The organism is Phenylobacterium sp. (assembly GCF_004297125.1).
GTDB lineage: Bacteria > Pseudomonadota > Alphaproteobacteria > Caulobacterales > Caulobacteraceae > Phenylobacterium.
The window spans coordinates 372,207-388,121 of the sequence record NZ_SCVD01000019.1 but is presented as its reverse complement, the minus strand read 5'-3'; the positions used below and the strand labels follow the sequence as shown (position 1 = coordinate 388,121).

The 15,915-nt window shown below is 68.7% G+C and carries 16 protein-coding genes; 12 read left to right on the top strand and 4 right to left on the bottom strand.

Translation table 11 applies throughout. The annotated features are described in order from the left end of the window. Nucleotides 1–2: 2 nt before the first annotated feature. The 8 genes from EPO51_RS10245 to EPO51_RS10210 are packed head-to-tail and all read left to right on the top strand — an operon-like array spanning nucleotide 3 to nucleotide 6,688. Nucleotides 3–944 (top strand): Gfo/Idh/MocA family oxidoreductase, encoded by a 942-nt coding sequence (locus EPO51_RS10245; RefSeq protein WP_293349621.1) that lies wholly within the window; start codon nucleotides 3–5, stop codon nucleotides 942–944. Next, nucleotides 944–1,627, top strand: coding sequence for a 4-carboxy-4-hydroxy-2-oxoadipate aldolase/oxaloacetate decarboxylase (locus EPO51_RS10240; protein WP_293349618.1), 684 nt, complete (start codon nucleotides 944–946; stop codon nucleotides 1,625–1,627). The genes EPO51_RS10245 and EPO51_RS10240 overlap by 1 nt, the downstream gene beginning before the upstream one ends. Beyond that, nucleotides 1,624–2,718: a 4-oxalomesaconate tautomerase gene (locus tag EPO51_RS10235; protein WP_293349615.1), complete on the top strand. Its 1,095-nt coding sequence runs from the start codon at nucleotides 1,624–1,626 to the stop codon at nucleotides 2,716–2,718. Before EPO51_RS10240 ends, EPO51_RS10235 begins: the two co-directional genes overlap by 4 nt. After that, nucleotides 2,718–3,542 (top strand): NAD(P)-dependent oxidoreductase, encoded by an 825-nt coding sequence (locus EPO51_RS10230; protein WP_293349612.1) that lies wholly within the window; start codon nucleotides 2,718–2,720, stop codon nucleotides 3,540–3,542. The genes EPO51_RS10235 and EPO51_RS10230 overlap by 1 nt, the downstream gene beginning before the upstream one ends. Then, entirely contained in the window at nucleotides 3,539–4,567 is a 1,029-nt protein-coding gene (locus tag EPO51_RS10225) for an amidohydrolase family protein (protein WP_293349609.1), read from the top strand. Before EPO51_RS10230 ends, EPO51_RS10225 begins: the two co-directional genes overlap by 4 nt. Next, nucleotides 4,564–5,466, top strand: a complete 903-nt coding sequence (locus EPO51_RS10220) for an amidohydrolase family protein (protein ID WP_293349606.1) — start codon at nucleotides 4,564–4,566, stop codon at nucleotides 5,464–5,466. Before EPO51_RS10225 ends, EPO51_RS10220 begins: the two co-directional genes overlap by 4 nt. Beyond that, the gene (gene ligA / locus EPO51_RS10215) at nucleotides 5,463–5,849 is read left to right on the top strand and encodes a protocatechuate 4,5-dioxygenase subunit alpha (RefSeq protein WP_293349603.1); all 387 of its coding nucleotides are present in this window, start codon (nucleotides 5,463–5,465) and stop codon (nucleotides 5,847–5,849) included. The genes EPO51_RS10220 and ligA overlap by 4 nt, the downstream gene beginning before the upstream one ends. Next, nucleotides 5,849–6,688 (top strand): class III extradiol dioxygenase subunit beta, encoded by an 840-nt coding sequence (locus EPO51_RS10210; RefSeq protein ID WP_293349601.1) that lies wholly within the window; start codon nucleotides 5,849–5,851, stop codon nucleotides 6,686–6,688. Before ligA ends, EPO51_RS10210 begins: the two co-directional genes overlap by 1 nt. Before the next feature lie 25 nt (nucleotides 6,689–6,713). Here the strand turns inward: EPO51_RS10210 and EPO51_RS10205 are convergent, their stop codons facing one another. Then, nucleotides 6,714–8,258, bottom strand: coding sequence for a N,N-dimethylformamidase beta subunit family domain-containing protein (locus EPO51_RS10205; RefSeq protein ID WP_293349598.1), 1,545 nt, complete (start codon nucleotides 8,256–8,258; stop codon nucleotides 6,714–6,716). Between the two features lie 230 nt (nucleotides 8,259–8,488). On the opposite strand from EPO51_RS10205, the gene EPO51_RS10200 reads away from it, so the two are divergent. Both EPO51_RS10200 and EPO51_RS10195 read left to right on the top strand, forming a co-directional pair. After that, nucleotides 8,489–10,729 carry a TonB-dependent receptor gene (locus EPO51_RS10200; RefSeq protein WP_293349595.1) on the top strand — a complete coding sequence of 747 codons (2,241 nt, stop codon included), beginning with the start codon at nucleotides 8,489–8,491 and terminating at the stop codon, nucleotides 10,727–10,729. Between the two features lie 117 nt (nucleotides 10,730–10,846). Further along, nucleotides 10,847–11,542, top strand: coding sequence for a TetR/AcrR family transcriptional regulator (locus EPO51_RS10195; RefSeq protein ID WP_293349592.1), 696 nt, complete (start codon nucleotides 10,847–10,849; stop codon nucleotides 11,540–11,542). Here the strand turns inward: EPO51_RS10195 and EPO51_RS10190 are convergent. The 3 genes from EPO51_RS10190 to EPO51_RS10180 are packed head-to-tail and all read right to left on the bottom strand — an operon-like array spanning nucleotide 11,481 to nucleotide 14,244. Next, nucleotides 11,481–12,650 carry an MFS transporter gene (locus EPO51_RS10190; protein ID WP_293349589.1) on the bottom strand — a complete coding sequence of 390 codons (1,170 nt, stop codon included), beginning with the start codon at nucleotides 12,648–12,650 and terminating at the stop codon, nucleotides 11,481–11,483. The genes EPO51_RS10195 and EPO51_RS10190 overlap by 62 nt on opposite strands. Next, nucleotides 12,647–13,300: a class II aldolase/adducin family protein gene (locus EPO51_RS10185; protein ID WP_293349586.1), complete on the bottom strand. Its 654-nt coding sequence runs from the start codon at nucleotides 13,298–13,300 to the stop codon at nucleotides 12,647–12,649. Before EPO51_RS10185 ends, EPO51_RS10190 begins: the two co-directional genes overlap by 4 nt. Beyond that, nucleotides 13,300–14,244 carry a carbohydrate kinase family protein gene (locus tag EPO51_RS10180; protein WP_293349583.1) on the bottom strand — a complete coding sequence of 315 codons (945 nt, stop codon included), beginning with the start codon at nucleotides 14,242–14,244 and terminating at the stop codon, nucleotides 13,300–13,302. Before EPO51_RS10180 ends, EPO51_RS10185 begins: the two co-directional genes overlap by 1 nt. A gap of 78 nt (nucleotides 14,245–14,322) precedes the next feature. Between EPO51_RS10180 and EPO51_RS10175 the strand changes: the two genes are divergently transcribed. Together EPO51_RS10175 and EPO51_RS10170 are read left to right on the top strand one after the other, a co-directional pair. Then, a complete protein-coding gene (locus EPO51_RS10175; protein WP_293349580.1) occupies nucleotides 14,323–15,603 on the top strand; it encodes an aminotransferase class III-fold pyridoxal phosphate-dependent enzyme in 1,281 nt (426 codons plus the stop codon). Between the two features lie 33 nt (nucleotides 15,604–15,636). Next, nucleotides 15,637–15,843 (top strand): FAD-dependent oxidoreductase, encoded by a 207-nt coding sequence (locus EPO51_RS10170; RefSeq protein ID WP_293349577.1) that lies wholly within the window; start codon nucleotides 15,637–15,639, stop codon nucleotides 15,841–15,843. Nucleotides 15,844–15,915 lie beyond the last annotated feature (72 nt).

Genomic DNA, 15,915 nt, shown 5'->3' with positions numbered 1-15,915 from the left:
GCATGAAAGTGGTGATGGCCGGACAAGGCGCGTTCGGGATCAAGCATCTCGAAGCGATGGCGAAGATCCCCGACGTCGAGGTTGTCAGCCTGGTGGGCGGCTCGGCCGACTCCACCCGGGAGGTCGCCGAGCGGTTCAACATTCCGCACTGGACGCTGGACCTGGGCGAAGGCCTGGCTCGCCCAGGCGTCGACGCCGCCATCCTGGCCACGCCCACCCAGATGCACGCCGCCCAGGCCATCCAGTGCCTTGAAGCCGGCAAGCATGTACAGGTCGAGATCCCCATGGCCGACAACCTGGCCGACGCCGAGCGCCTGCTGGCGGCGGCGGCGAAGAGCGGCAAGGTGGCGATGGCCGGCCACACCCGGCGGTTCAATCCCAGCCACCAGTGGGTTCACAAGCGCATCGTCGCCGGCGAGCTGGCGATCCAGCAGATGGACGTGCAGACCTATTTCTTCCGGCGGAAGAACCTGAACGCCCTGGGCCAGCCGCGCAGCTGGACCGACCACCTGCTCTGGCACCACGCCGCCCACACGGTGGACCTGTTCCAGTACCAGACGGGCGAGACGGTCTCCGTCGCCCGCGCCGTCCAGGGGCCGATGCACCCTGAACTCGGCATCGCCATGGACATGTCGATCCAGCTCAAGGTCGCCTCGGGCGCGATCTGCACGCTCTCGCTGTCGTTCAACAACGACGGGCCGCTCGGCACCTTCTTCCGCTACATCTGCGACAACGGCACCTACATCGCCCGCTACGACGACCTGGTGGACGGCAAGGAGCAGCCGATCGACGTTTCCAAGGTGGATGTGTCGATGAACGGTATCGAGCTGCAGGACCGCGAGTTCTTCGCCGCCATCCGCGAGGGCCGAGAGCCCAACGGCTCGGTCGCCCAGGTCTTCCCGGCCTATCGCGCCCTGGACCAGATCGAGAAGAGCCTCCTCTGATGAGCCTCGTCGTTAGGAACATCCCTCGCGCGGACGTGGGCGTCATCGACGCCCTGGCGGGATTCGGCGTCGCCACGGTCCACGAGGCCCAGGGTCGCAAGGGCCTGCTAGCCAGCTACATGCGTCCGATCTACCGCCCGGCGCAGCTCGCCGGTTCGGCCGTCACCTGCGAGGTGGCGCCCGGCGACAACTGGATGATCCACGTCGCCGTGGAGCAGTGCAAACCCGGCGATGTGCTGGTGGTGGCTCCAACCTCCCCCTGCGAGGACGGCTATTTCGGCGACCTGCTGGCCACTTCGCTGAAGGCCCGTGGCGTGCGCGGCCTGATCATGGACGCCGGGGTCCGGGACGTGGCGGTGCTGACCGAGATGGGCTTCCCGGTCTGGTCCAAGGCGATCTTCGCCCAGGGCACGGTCAAGGAAACGATCGGCAACGTGAACCTGCCGCTGGTCTGCGCCGGCGCCCTGATCCATCCGGGCGACGTGATCGTGGCCGACGACGACGGGGTCTGCGTGGTCCGCCGCGCCGAGGCCGCGGCGGTCGCCGAGGCCGCCCGCGAGCGCGAGGCCAACGAGATCGACAAGCGCGCCCAGCTCGAGGCCGGCGTCCTGGGCCTGGACCTCTACAAGATGCGCGAGCGCCTGGCCGAGAAGGGTCTGAAGTGGGTGGACGAAGCCCCGTGACCCAGACGGCGATCCCCTGCACCGTGATGCGCGGCGGCACGTCGAAGGGCCTCTACTTCCGCCTCGAAGACCTGCCGGCCGACACGGCGACGCGGGATGCGGTGCTGCTTGCGGCCATGGGCTCGCCGGACGCCCGCCAGATCGACGGCATGGGCGGGGCGCACCCGCTGACCAGCAAGATCGCCTTGGTCGGCCCGCCGACCCATCCCGACGCCGACGTGGACTACCTGTTCCTGCAGGCCGTGGTGGACGAGGCGCGGATCGACGCCGGCCAGAACTGCGGCAACCTGCTGGCCGGCGTCGGCCCCTTCGCCATCGAGGAAGGGATGTTCGCGGGCGTCGACGGCGTGACCAACGTCCGCATCCACATGCTCAACACCGGGAGCCTGGCGGTCGCCGCGATCCAGACGCCGGGCGGCCAGGTCCGCTACGACGGCGAGGCGCGGATCGACGGCGTGCCGGGGACCGCCGCGCCGGTGCCCATCGACTTCCTGGATGTAGCCGGCTCGACCTGCGGCGCCCTGCTGCCGACCGGCAATGTGCGAGACACCGTGCAGGGGATCGAAGTCACCGCCATCGACAATGGCATGCCGGTCGTCGTCATGCGCGCCGCTGACTTCGGCAAGACCGGCTACGAGGCGCCAGAGGCGCTCGAAGCGGACGCCGAGCTGAAGGCCCGGGTCGAGGCGATCCGGCTGGAGATCGGCCCGCGGATGAACCTGGGCGACGTGGCCAAGAAGACCGTGCCGAAGATGTGCCTGGTGGCGCCGGCCAAGCATGGCGGGGCGATCTGCACGCGGAACTTCATCCCGCACCGCGTCCACGAGGCCATCGGCGTGTTCGGCGCGGTCAGCGTCGCCACCGCCTGCGTGACGCTGGGCTCGGTGGCGGCGCAGGTCGCGGGCATCGCCGACGTCGAGGCCGTCAAGGAGCTGGAAGTCGAGCACCCCACCGGCTTCTTCACCGTGGCCATGGACGTGGCGCTGGAAGACGGCGCCGTGAAGGTCCGCCGCTCGGCCCTGCTGCGCACCTGCCGCCGCCTGATGCGCGGCGAGGTCTATGTGCCGTCTTCGGCGTGGGGTGGGCCGTGATGCGGGTCGCCCTCATCGGATTCGGCGAAGTCGGCCAGACCCTGGCGCAGGACCTCGCCGGCAAAGCCGAGCTCGCCGCCTGGGACATCGCGTTGAGCGTCAAGGTTCCGTCCGGCGTGCGCGCGGCCGCCAGCGCGCCCGAGGCCGTGCGGGACGCCAAGGTGATCGTCAGCGCGGTCACCGCCGATCAGGACCTCGCTGCGGCGCAGTCGGTCGGGCCGCTGAACGGCGCCTTCTTCCTGGACCTGAACTCCTGTTCGCCCGGCCAGAAGGTCGCCTCGGCGGACGCGATCCACGCCGCTGGCGGACGCTATGTCGAAGCCGCTGTCATGAGCCCGATCGGGCCGAAGCGGATCGCCTCTCCGATGCTGCTGGGCGGGCCGCATGCGCGGGATTTCCTGGAGGTCGCGGCCGACCTGGGCTTCACAGGCGCCAAGCCCTATTCCGAGACCATCGGCCAGGCGACGGCGACCAAGCTGTGCCGGTCGGTGATGATCAAGGGCGTCGAGGCGCTGCTGACCGAGTCGATGCTGGCCGCCCGCCACCACGGGGTCGAGCAGGCGGTGCTGGATTCCCTGTCCGACCTGCTGCCGCTGCCGGACTGGAACAGGACCGCCCAGTACATGATCTCGCGCAGCCTCGAGCACGGGACCCGCCGCGCGGAGGAAATGCGCGAGGCCGCCCGCACCGTCGAAGAGGCCGGCGTCGCGGGTCTCATGAGCCGGGCCATCGCCCAGCGGCAGGACTGGGCCGCGAACCACAAGGATGCCCTGTCGCCCGATCTGGCCGCCATGCTGGACGCCATCAACGGAAAGCCGAGATGAGCCTGATCATCGACTGCCACGGCCACTACACCACCGCGCCCGCGCCGCACGACGCCTGGCGTGACGCCCAGAAGGCGGCGTTCAAGGCCGGCGGCGACATCGATCCTGCCTATCCCGAGATCTCCGACGACGAGATCCGCGAGACCATCGAGCAGAACCAGCTCCGCCTGATCAGGGAACGCGGCGCGGACTTCACGATCTTCAGCCCACGCGCCTCGACCATGGCCCATCACGTCGGGAACGAGGCGGTCAGCCGGGCCTGGACCCGGCGCTGCAACGACCTGATCAAGCGGGTGGTCGACCTGTTCCCGGAGACTTTCGCCGGGGTCTGCCAGCTGCCGCAGTCGCCGGGTGTGCCGGTCGAGAATTCCATCGCCGAGCTGGAACGCTGTGTCACCGAACTGGGCTTCGTGGGCTGCAACCTCAACCCGGATCCTTCGGGGGGCCACTGGACCAGCCAGCCGCTCACCGACCGGTCCTGGTATCCGTTCTTCGAGAAGATGGTGGAGCTGGACGTCCCGGCGATGGTCCACGTCTCGGGCTCGTGCAACCCCAACTTCCACGCCACCGGCGCCCACTACATCAACGCCGACACCACCGCCTTCATGCAGTTCCTGGAGGGCGACCTCTTCAAGGACTTCCCGACCCTGCGCTTCATCATCCCGCACGGCGGCGGGGCCGTCCCCTATCACTGGGGCCGCTATCGCGGCCTGGCCGACATGCTGAAGCGGCCGCCGCTGCGCGAGCACGTAATGCGAAACGTCTTCTTCGACACCTGCGTCTACCACCAGCCCGGCATCGACCTGCTGTTCAAGGTCATCGACATCGAGAACATCCTGTTCGGCTCGGAGATGGTCGGCGCGGTGCGCGGCATCGATCCCGAGACCGGCCAGTACTTCGACGACACCAAGCGCTACGTGGACGCCCTGCCGATCCCGGCCGCCGACAAGGCCAAGGTGTTCGAGGGCAACGCGCGGCGGGTCTATCCGCGGCTCGACGCCATCCTGAAGGGCCAGGGGCGATGAGCGCCTTCGTCATGGATACGGGCTGGCGGGTCTGGCACCCCTGCCCGGCCAAGCCCGAATTCCAGGTCCCCCCGGGCGCGGTGGACGCCCACTGCCACGTGTTCGGGCCGGGGGACGTCTTCCCCTATGCGCCGGGGCGGAAGTACACGCCGTGCGACGGGTCGAAGGAGCAGCTCTGGCGCCTGCGCGACCACCTGGGCTTCACCCGCAACGTCATCGTCCAGGCCACCTGCCACGGCGCCGACAACCGCGCCCTGCTGGACGCCATCGCCCATTCCCACGGACGGGCGCGGGGCGTGGCGACGGTCAAGCGGGATGTCGGCGACGAGGAGCTCCGGCGCCTCCATGACGGCGGCGTCCGCGGCGTGCGGTTCAACTTCGTCAAGCGGCTGGTGGACCGGCTGGACCCCGACGAGCTGAGCGAGATCGCCGCCAGGATCGCCTCGCTGGGCTGGCACGTCGTGATCTACTTCGAGGCCGCCGAGCTGGAGGAGTTGGCCGACTTCTTCTTAGGCCTGCCCGCCCCGCTGGTGGTCGACCACATGGGGACGCCGGACGTGGAGCAGGGCGCCGACAGCCCGCTCTTCGACCGCTTCATGGCCTTCATGGCCGCCCGCGAGGACATCTGGTGCAAGGTCACCTGCCCCGAACGACTGTCCGAAGAGGGCCCGCCCTTCTATTCCGACGTGATCCCGTTCGGCCGCCGCGTGGTTGAGGCGTTCCCCGACCGCGTGCTCTGGGGCACCGACTGGCCGCATCCGAACATGAAGACCCACACGCCCGACGAGGGCCAGCTGGTGGACTTCATCCCGAAGATCGCTCCCACGGCGGAGCTGCAGCGCAACCTCCTCGTGGACAACCCGATGCGCCTCTACTGGCCGGAGGAGACGGCGCAATGACCGAGAAGCCGTACCACGACATACCCGGCACAGTGCTGTTCGACGCCGAACAATCGCGCAGGGGCTTCCATCTCAACCAGTTCTGCATGTCGCTGATGAAGCCGGAGAACCGCGCCGCGTTCAAAGCGGACGAACGCGCCTACCTCGACCAGTGGAAGATGACCGAGGCCCAGAAGCAGACGGTGTTGGACCGCGACTGGAACGGGATGCTGGCGCTGGGCGGCAACATCTATTTCACCTCCAAGATCGCCGCGACCGACGGCCTCTCATTCCGCCAGATCGCCGCCATGATGAGCGGGGTCAGCGAGGATGAATACGCCCAGATGATGCTGCAGGGCGGCCGTTCCGTGGAAGGCAACCGTTCGAAGAAGGACCCGCGCTAGTGGCCAGGATCACCGCCGGGGTCGCCACCAGCCACGTGCCCGCCATCGGCGCCGCGCTCGACAACGGCAAGGCCGGCGAGCCCTACTGGCAGCCGGTGTTCGCCGGCTACGAGGCGTCCAAGGCCTGGATCGCCGCGGAGAAGCCGGACGTCATCATCCTAGTCTACAACGACCACGCCTCGGCGTTCTCGCTGGAGCTGATCCCGACCTTCGCCATCGGCTGCGCCGAGGCGTTCGCCCCCGCCGACGAGGGCTGGGGTCCGCGTCCGGTGCCCGTCGTGCAGGGGCATCCGGAACTGGCGTGGCATCTCGCCGAGCAGCTGATCCTCGACGAGTTCGATATGACCATCGTCAACCGGATGGACGTGGATCACGGGCTGACCGTGCCGCTGTCGCTGATGTTCGGCCAGCCCGCCGAGTGGCCCTGCCCGGTGATCCCGCTGGCGGTGAACGTCGTCCAGTACCCGCCGCCCACCGGGAACCGCTGCTTCAACCTGGGCAAGGCGATCCGCCGAGCCGTCGAGAGTTACCCGGAAGACCTGAAGGTGGTGGTGTTCGGCACCGGCGGCATGAGCCACCAGCTCCAGGGGCCGCGCGCCGGACTGATCAACCGCGAGTTCGACAACGCCTTCCTGGACCGGCTGATCGACGACCCGGCCGCACAGGCCAAGGTCCCTCACATCGACTATGTGCGGGAGGCGGGCTCCGAGGGGATCGAGCTGGTGATGTGGCTGATCATGCGCGGCGCGCTGGACGACAAGGTCCGCGTCGCGCACCGATTCTACCACGTGCCGGCGTCGAACACCGCGGTCGGCCACCTGATCCTCGAGAACGGCTGAGCCCGGACGGCTATCCGACCTCGGCCTATGGCGCGCGCCGGGTTACGCCGAAGCGCTGAAGGACATTGTGGGTGATCGTTTCTACGAATGGGTCCTTGGCCTTGAGGCCGTGCGCCCACTCCGTCGTGCCGGAGTTGAACACCTCGCCCTCTCCCCGCTTGAAGCTGGCCAGGACCGCGTGGCCCCGCAGGACGCTCGCCTGGGCCTCGGGGCCGGCGTCTCCGAACACGATCCGGGCGATCACATCGAGTTTCTCGGGCGGGATGATCGGATTGTAGCCGCGGCCGGCCTCCTCGCCGAAAGCGCAGGGCGCGAGGCCGATGATCTCCAGGTTGGCCGGCACGCCCAGCATCGGGGTCGCGGCCGGCAGCCCGTCCGCGCCGAACTCGAACTTGCAGCCGTCGCTCTCGTAGCCGATCAGCGGCAGGTCGCCGCCGAGTATGTCGCCATAGAAGAGATCTGCGCCTTCAAGCGCCCAGTGGCGGTCATTGTAGATCGTGAACCCGCCCTGCCCGCGGGCGACGCACATTCCGAGGCGATGGTAGCCGGCGAAGACGAAGCTCAGTCCCGTAAGCTCGGCTTCCGGCCTGGCGAAGGCGGGATGCGACCACAGGTGGGTCGCCTGGGCCGCGGGTACGTCCTCGGCTTCGAAGCCGCGCCACTTGTGGCAGACCAGGGTCTTGCCCTCGTTCTCCCAGCGGACCTTCCAGAAGCAGGTGTTGCCGGAGAAGATCCCGACGCGGCCACCGGCGTCGACGAAACGCTCGACCTGCTCGCGCTCGCCGCCCGACCAATACTCGCTGTGACCGACGAAGAGCGCTGCGTCGTACCCGGCCAGCAGATCAGGTTCGACCTCGAGATCGTAGTCCGTGAGGAAGTCCAGCACGTAGCCTTGAGCCTCCGCCCAGGCGACGAAGGCGTGCTCCCACTTGTACAGGTAGCCGGCCGAGCCGTCGTAGGGCGAGGCGTTGTGGGCGACCATCCAGGCGTGATCGCTGGCCCAGGGTCGTTCCTTGAAGCCGCGCTTGCGAGCGTTGACCAGCCGCGGAGCGTCGGCGGGCGGGGCCACGATCAGCGGCGCGAAGGGCCTCTCGGTCGAGAGCACGCCGATCGCCTCGTCCATCGCACGAGCGAAGGGAACTTGGCCGCTCATCAGGCCGGTGACGTTGGAGTAGGCGTTCGCCCCGCCCCACCAGTTGTAGGCGTGATAGGTATTCGTCGTCAGGACCAGGGCGGCCCTCGACTGCGGCGCGCCCTTGGGCGGCTTCACGCAGACGAAGTGGTGGGCCTCGGCGCCGGCGGCGTCGGTCAGCATGATGTCGTAGTAGCCCGACGCCCAAGCCTCGCCGACCTCGAGCTCGAGGGTCGCCGGCCAGCCACAGCCATCGCGGTCCGCGTGAGACGGGACGGGTTGCTCACCGACCTGCACGCCGTCTCGAGCGAGGACCACCACCCTTTCGGCGCCGATCCGCGCGATCTCCAGCCGGCAGGGGCCGTGCGATGCGCTGGCGTGAAGCGTGAAGCGCTCCGCGGGGCGGACGCTCAAGCGGTCGGTGTAGCAAGCCAGCATGCGGGTCTTTCACTCCACTTGCGAGATATGATAGCTTTTATTACTTTATCGACAAGAGCTGACGCTTCGCGCCTGGATCGGACGCGCCCGCTGGTGGGCTGAAATTGCCACAGAAGCGAGCGAAGCGCGCGGACGGCCCGGGTGAGTATGACGAACCTGTTGCACTAAGGTAGTTTTTACTATCGCATTGCAACTGTCGCAGTGGCGATCGAAGCTTCTCCGGGGATGACATGAAAACGGTCTGGTTGATGGGCTGCGCCGCGCTGGCGCTTTCGGCGGGCGCCGCGTCCGCTCAGGACGAAGGCGCCGCGACGGTCGGCGAGATCGTCGTCACCGCGCAGAAGCGTTCCGAGAACCTGCAGGACGTGCCGGTTGCCGTCACGGCGATTTCCGGCGACTCCCTCGCCGACCGGGGCGCGACCAACGTGCTCGCCCTGAACAACCTGGCGCCCGGCCTGCGGGTCAGCAGCGGCGACGCGGCGGCCAACCCCAAGATCTTCATCCGCGGCGTGGGCCTGAGCGACTTCAACCCCAACTCGTCCAGCGGCGTCGGGGTCTATGTGGACGGCGTCTACATCGGTTCGCCCCTGGCCCAGATGGCGGGCTTCTTCGACCTCGCCCAGGTCGAGGTGCTGCGCGGGCCGCAAGGCACGCTGTACGGCCGCAACACCAACGGCGGGGCGATCAACATCACGACCCGGCGGCCGACCCAGACCCTGACGGCGGACGCTTCGGTCGAATATGCGACCTACAACGCCATCAACGCCGCCGCCGCGGTCGGCGGCCCGATCATCCAGGACAAGCTGGCCTTCCGGGTGGCCACCCAATACGTCGCCGACGACGGCGTCACCTACAACCGCGTGACCGGCCACGACGTCAACGCGACCAAGTACTGGGCCGGCCGGGCCACCCTGCTCTACACCCCCAACAGCGACGTCGAAGTCCTGGCCCAGGTCAATCGGTTCGTGAACCGCGGCGACGCGACCCAGCCGCAGCACCGCGCCCTGTTCCCGGCGACGGCCGCCGCCACGGGCCCCGACGGCTTCTGTGCGCCGGGCTTCTACAGCAGCGGCCAGTGCGCCGACGCCTTCGGCTACGCCGACACCGACAACGACAAGCACGCCGGCGACTACAACGAGGAGGGCAAGGACAAGGTTGACCTGTTCGGCTCCTCGCTCCAGGCGACCTGGAACCTGGGGTCGGTCTCGCTGGTCTCGGTGACGGCCTGGCAGTGGGCGCACCGCAACGCGTTCGAGAACACCGACGTCAGCCCGCTGCAGATGATCGAGATCAACTATCTGTCGCGCCAGCAGCAGTTCACCCAGGAACTTCGGCTGCAGTCGAACGACGCGACGGCTCGGCTGAAGTGGGTGGTCGGCGCCTACTTCATGGACGAGGTGGTCAAGGACGCCACCCAGCAGGACACCCTGCGCGAGCTCCGCCCCCTCTTCGTCTCGCCGACCAATCCGACGGGCTTCGACCTCGCCAGCAGCGTCGCCGTGTTCGGCCACCCCTACACCCAGAAGACCCAGGGCTATGCGGTGTTCGGCCAGGCCGACTACGAGATCAGCGACCGCCTGGTCGCCACGGTCGGCCTGCGCTGGTCGGCCGACGAGAAGGACTTCGACTACCGCAGCACCGCGGAGGGCTCGATCGTCCTCCTGGCCTCCAAGCAGAGCAAGACCTTCTCGGACTGGTCGGGCCGCCTGGGGCTGCGCTACGAGCTGACCCCGGACGCCAGCGTCTACGCCACCTACAACCGCGGCTATAAGTCAGGCGGCTTCTTCGGCGGCATCGCCACCACGCCCGAGGAGATCGAGCCCTACGACAACGAGACCCTGGACGCCTATGAAGTCGGCCTGAAGTCCGAGCTGTTCGACCGCCGCGTGCGCCTGAACCTGTCGGCCTTCTACTACGACTACCAGAACCAGCAGGTCTTCGCCCAGGCGCTCCGCAACGGCCTGACCGTGCTGGTGCTCGACAACGCCGCCAGCTCCAAGGTCTACGGCGCCGAGGCGGAGATCACCGCCCGGCCGACCCGGAACCTGGAGTTCAACGCCGGCCTGTCGCTGCTGGACGCCAAGTATGGCGACTATCAGTCGGAGGGACAGGACTACAGCGACAACCGCCTGCCCCAGTCGCCGAAGGTGACGTTCAACGTGGCGGCGACCTACACCGTGCCGCTGGCCTCCGGCGCCTCGCTGGTGGCCAATGCGGACGCGGCCTATTCGTCGAAGATCTACTTCGACAACTCCAACGCCACGCGCCTGTCCCAGGACGGAGTCTGGATCGCGGGCGCCCAGGCCAGCTGGCGCTCGCCGGACAGCTCCATCGAGGCCGGCGTATTCGCGCGCAACCTGTTCAACGAGACCTACACCGTCTCGATCTCGAACATCGACAGCCTGGGCGAGGACCTCGTGACCCTCAACCGCCCGCGCAGCCTGGGCGTCTTCCTGCGCTACCACTACTAGGCTGAGCGCCCTGGCGCCCCACGGCGCCAGGGTCCCTTGCCCCGCACTCGTTTCCGCCGTGCTCCCCCGCTGGTATAGATGGCTCACCGTCGAGACGACCGGCGGCCAGGAACTCTCATGGCGAAACGCGATGCGGCCTCGGTCGCCACGGTCACGACCCCATCCCTCGACGCCAAGTCCCTGCCGACGCGCGCCCGCGGCAAGAACACCTATGAGGTCGTCCTCGCCACGGCGGGTGAACTGCTGGCCGAGGTGGGTTTCGAACGCCTGACGACCAACCTGGTCTGCGAGCGCGCCGGCCTCACACCGCCGGCGCTCTACCGCTACTTCCCGAACAAGTACGCCCTGATCTCGGAGCTGGCCCGCCGCCTCATGGACGCCCAGGACGAGGCGGTGTTCGCCTGGATGGACGAGGGCGGCGCGACCGCCGGCAGCCTGGAAGAGGCGGTCGAGAAGAACCTGCGCCTGCAGAAGCAGGTGATCGCCATCACCCGAAGCCATCCCGGCGGCCTCTGGATCCTGCGGGCCATCCGCGCCGTTCCGGTTCTGCAGGAGGTGAGGACCGCGTCGCGCAACAAGGTGCTGGACCGGATGTTCACCGCCCTCCGCGACGCCTACCCGAACGTCAGCGACGAACACCTGCGCACGGCCATGCGGCTGTCCGAGCAGATGACCTATGCGGCGGTCGAGATGATCCTGGAGGATCCGGACCTGGACGACGCCATGGTGGCCGAGGAAGTGAGCTGGATGGTCAGCCTGTACTATCACCAGCTCGCGGAACGGGGCTCCGGCCGGACGCTGCCAAAAGGCTGATCAGGCCGACGGCGGCCATCAGCAGCACCGCCGACAGCGCGATCGCACGCTTCACATCGCCGTCGCCCACCACCATGGACGCCGCGAGGGGTCCAAAGCTGCTCCCCAGAAGTTGGGCGGTCCCCAGCTGCATGGCCGCGCGCCGCGTCGGGTCCGCCTGGATCAGCAGCAGGGTCTGGAACGGTAATGCGAACAGCCAGAGGAAGCCGAAGACCGCCACCGCGCCCATGAACAGAGCGGGATCGGGACCACTCCAGAGCACCGCGAGGATGGCCGCGTTCATCCCGCCCACGACCACGAGCACAATCGCGGGCCGCCAGCGCCGGCCGACGGCCGTGGCCGCCGCGCCGCCCAGCACCTGCATCCCGAGCGCCACGGCCACCGCGAGCCCGGCCTGCTGCGGTGTCAGACCCGAGAGCGCGGCCAGCGGCTCCAGGTAGACCCAAAGCGCCACGATGAAGGCCAGGAAGAGGAACGCCGCGAGCAGGCCGGCCAACGGCCTGAGCCCCAGTCTCGCGTGACCTCTTTCCGGCTTCGGCAGGGGCGTGAACCGGTCGGGGCCCAGGGCCGCGGCGACGGCCGTCAGCACGGAGATGCCCCCCAGGACCGCCAGGGCGCCGTTGATCCCGAACTGGGGAACCACCGTGGCGGGCAAGGCGGCGGCGAGGACCAGCTGGGCCAGGGTCTGCACTGTGACGAAGACGCCGGAGGCGCGCTCCGGCCGCGCGGCGCGCGTGATCATGCTGATCGCCATCCACAGCATCAGCCCCGCGCAGATCCCAGCCAGCCCGCGCATGACGATGACGCCGACGCCGCTGGTCCAGGCCGTCGCGAACATGGCCGCCGCGTGCGCCAGGCACACTGCGGTCATCTTCAGCCGGACGCGATCGGGCTTCAGGAACGCCGCTGCCAGGCCGCAGGCCAGGCCCAGGGCCAGCAGCTCGACCGTGGCCGCCAGGCCGATCTGCGAAGAGGTCAGCCGCCCTTCCCGTTCCAGGCCGCCAAGGATGACGGGCTGCAGGCCGGCGATCAGGAGGGCGGTGACGCCGACCCCCAGCGCGATCGTCGCGTCACGGCGGCCGAGGGCCGCGGGCGGTGCGCCGCTCACGCCTTCTGGCCGTAGCTGCGGAAGCGCTGCAGGATCAGGTACATCTCGTCCTCGCTCAACAGCTTGGGGCCGCCGATGGCGAGCGTCCCCCAGTAGACGGCGGCCTGCTCCTCGATCTCCTCGGCGATGGCCAGGGCCGCATCCAGGCTCCGGGCCACGACGATCTGTCCGTGATTGGCCATCAGGGCGGCGGCCCGGCCGTCCAGCGTATCCACCACCGCCTCGGCCAGCTCGACCGATCCGAACGTCGCATAGGGCGCGACCGGCACGCTGGAGCCGCCGCCGACCGCCACCATGTAGTGCACGGAGGGAATCTCGCGTCCGGCGCAGGCCAGGATGGTGGCGTGGCGCGAATGGCAGTGGACGACCGCGTTGGCGTCGGCCCGCCGGTTCAGGATCTGCTGGTGCATGCGCCACTCGCTGGAGGGCCTGAGCCCGCCCTCGGGCGTCGATCCGTCCGGCTGGACCAGCACCATCTGCTCGCCGGTGAGGCGTTCGGGGGGAACGCCGCTGGGGGTCACCAGCATCGCCTCGCCGCAGCGGGCCGAGACGTTGCCGGAGGTGCCCCGGTTCAGGCCGCGGGCGTCCATGGCCTTCATCACCTGGGCCATGCGGTCGCGAAGCTGGTCTTCCGTCATGGGATGAGCCATCAGGCCGCCTCCGCCAGGGGCATGGCGCGCATGGCCGCCTCTGTCGCCTCGAAGCTATCCAGTTTGCCCAGCGTGGCCAGGCCCTGGGCCACCAGGGCGGCGGTGGCGGTGGCGAAGCGGCAGGCGTCCAGCGTCGCCCGGCCCCGCGACAGCGCCGCGATGAAGCCCGCGCAATAGGAGTCGCCACAGCTGGTGGTGTCCACAGGCGTGATCACGTGAGCCGGCAGCCTGTAACGTCCCTCCGGTAGGACCGCATAGGAACCCTTGCCCCCGTTCTTGATGATGCAGGCCTTGGCCCCCAGGGCGAGGAAGGCGTCGGCGGCGGCGTCCAGGTCTTCCGATCCGGTCAGCGCCAGGGCCTCGGCCGCGCTCGGCATGAAGTAGTCGACGAAGGGCAGCAGGCGCTTGAGCTCCTCCAGGGCCGACGCCTGCGGCGAGATCAGGTCGCAGGTCACCACCGCGCCGGCTTCGTGGGCCGCCCGCAACAGACCAGCACCGGGGCCACCGTCCAGTTTCGGCCCGCCGACCCCTCCATAGTGCAGGAAGCGGGTCAGCTTCGCTGCGGCGACCACGTCCTCGCCGGCCATCGCCAGCATCCCGGCGCCCAGGGCGTGGAAGTTCGGCCGGCGGCCCTGGGAATCCACCGCCAGCACCGTCGTGGAGGTCGGCATGCCGTCCAGCACCGGCAGCAGGGAGGTGTCGACGCCGGCCTCTTCCAGGGCCATGCGGACGAAGCGGCCGGTCAGGTCGCTACCCAGGGCGGAGGCCAGTTTCACCGGGACGCCCAGCCTGGCCGCCACCATCGCCGCACCGCCAGCCGTCCCGGCCGGCGCGCAGGCGATCCCGCGGATCAGGGTCGTGCCCTCGCCCTTCGGCAAGGCGTCGATAGGACTGGCCACGATGTCCAGGGTCGTGAGCCCGATGGTCAACAGTCCGGTCTTCATCGCCGATCGCCTCCCCTGACGTCCTTGATTAGTAGGCCCGCGCGCATATGATAGTCAAAACTATCTTAGAGGACCGACATGGTTTGGACGAACAGCAAGGACAGCGCCCTGCGCGAGCGCGCGCAAGCGGTGATCCCCATGGGGATGTACGGCCACCAGTCGGTCATGCTGCTGCCCGACGACTATCCGCAGTTCTTCGACCGCGCCGAGGGCGCCTACCTGTGGGACGTGGACGGCAACCGGTATCTCGACTTCATGTGCGGCTACGGGCCGAACCTGTTCGGCTACGGCCACGCCGGAATCGACCAGGCCTATTTCGACCGCGCGCGGCGAGGCGACACCATGACCGGCCCCGGCGAGGCGATGGTCGAACTGGCCGAGGCCCTGACCGCCCAGGTCACTCACGCCGACTGGGCGATGTTCTGCAAGAACGGCACCGACGCCACCACCATGGCGCTGATGATCGCCCGCAACCACACCAAGAAAAGCACGGTCGTCCTGGCCAAGGGCGCCTATCACGGGGCCGCGCCCTGGTGCACGCCGCTGAAGAACGGGGTCACCAAGGCCGATCGCGCCAACCAGATCTTCTACGAATACAACGACGTCGAAAGCCTGGAAGCGGCGGTTCGCGAGGCCGGCGGCGACCTGGCGGCGATCTTCGCCTCGCCGATCAAGCACGACACCTTCGTGGACCAGGAACTCCCCGATCCCGCCTACGCCCGCCGGGCCCGCGAACTGTGCGACGAGCACGGCGCCCTGCTGATCGTCGACGACGTGCGCGCCGGCTTCCGCCTGGCCCGCGACTGCAGCTGGGCCCTGGTGGGGGTGAAGCCGGACCTGTCAAGCTGGGGCAAGGCCATCGCCAACGGGCACCCGATCTCGGCCCTGCTCGGCTCGGACGCCGCCCGCATGGCCGCGGCGACCATCTATGCGACGGGATCATACTGGTTCTCAGCCGCGCCGATGGCCGCTTCGCTGGCGACCCTCAAGCTTATTGCGGGGACCGACTATCTGGAACGCACCATCGCCCTGGGCGAGCGCCTGCGGGCGGGGCTTGATGAAGCGGCCGCTCGCCACGGCTTCGGCCTGCGCCAGACGGGTCCGGCCCAGCTGCCGCTCATCATGTTCGATGACGACGACACCTCGGCCAAGGGCTACCTGTGGAACAACGCCCTGCTGAAGCGCGGGGTCTACTTCCACCCCTGGCACAACATGTTCATCTGCGCCGCCATGACCGAGTCCGACATCGACTTCGCCCTCACCGCGGCGGACGACGCCTTCAAGGTGGTGAAAGCCTCGGGTCCACTGGAACCGGTCGCCAAACTGCAGTTCCTGCACCAGATGGTGGACGGCGCCTGACGCCCCGGTGCGAGCCCCCTTGGAGACCCGTTGATGAAGGTTGCCGTTCTCGGCGGAGGGGTCGTCGGCGTCACCTCGGCCTATTACCTCGCCAAGGCCGGCTATGAGGGCGCCCTGATCGATCGACAGGCCGGGTTGGCGCGGCGGAGCTACTCCGCGGGCCTGCTGGCGCCACCGCAGTACTGGCCTCGATCGAAATTCTCCTGGCCCGCGCCGGAAGCGACAAGTCCAAGCTGCTGAGCGCCACGATCTGGCTGGCCGCCACGCCCGACTACAAGGTCGAGATCATCGCCATCGCCGCCCGCGGCTGGC

Bases quoted from the DNA above. Each gene is read 5' to 3' on its own strand.
- EPO51_RS10195 (WP_293349592.1), top strand. From the start codon at position 10,847: ATGGCGAAACGCGATGCGGCCTCGGTCGCCACGGTCACGACCCCATCC.
- EPO51_RS10205 (WP_293349598.1), bottom strand. From the start codon at position 8,258: ATGCTGGCTTGCTACACCGACCGCTTGAGCGTCCGCCCCGCGGAGCGC.
- EPO51_RS10180 (WP_293349583.1), bottom strand. From the start codon at position 14,244: ATGAAGACCGGACTGTTGACCATCGGGCTCACGACCCTGGACATCGTG.
- EPO51_RS10170 (WP_293349577.1), top strand. From the start codon at position 15,637: ATGAAGGTTGCCGTTCTCGGCGGAGGGGTCGTCGGCGTCACCTCGGCC.
- EPO51_RS10220 (WP_293349606.1), top strand. From the start codon at position 4,564: ATGAGCGCCTTCGTCATGGATACGGGCTGGCGGGTCTGGCACCCCTGC.
- EPO51_RS10200 (WP_293349595.1), top strand. From the start codon at position 8,489: ATGAAAACGGTCTGGTTGATGGGCTGCGCCGCGCTGGCGCTTTCGGCG.
- EPO51_RS10245 (WP_293349621.1), top strand. From the start codon at position 3: ATGAAAGTGGTGATGGCCGGACAAGGCGCGTTCGGGATCAAGCATCTC.
- EPO51_RS10225 (WP_293349609.1), top strand. From the start codon at position 3,539: ATGAGCCTGATCATCGACTGCCACGGCCACTACACCACCGCGCCCGCG.
- EPO51_RS10175 (WP_293349580.1), top strand. From the start codon at position 14,323: ATGGTTTGGACGAACAGCAAGGACAGCGCCCTGCGCGAGCGCGCGCAA.
- EPO51_RS10240 (WP_293349618.1), top strand. From the start codon at position 944: ATGAGCCTCGTCGTTAGGAACATCCCTCGCGCGGACGTGGGCGTCATC.
- EPO51_RS10230 (WP_293349612.1), top strand. From the start codon at position 2,718: ATGCGGGTCGCCCTCATCGGATTCGGCGAAGTCGGCCAGACCCTGGCG.
- EPO51_RS10185 (WP_293349586.1), bottom strand. From the start codon at position 13,300: ATGGCTCATCCCATGACGGAAGACCAGCTTCGCGACCGCATGGCCCAG.
- ligA (WP_293349603.1), top strand. From the start codon at position 5,463: ATGACCGAGAAGCCGTACCACGACATACCCGGCACAGTGCTGTTCGAC.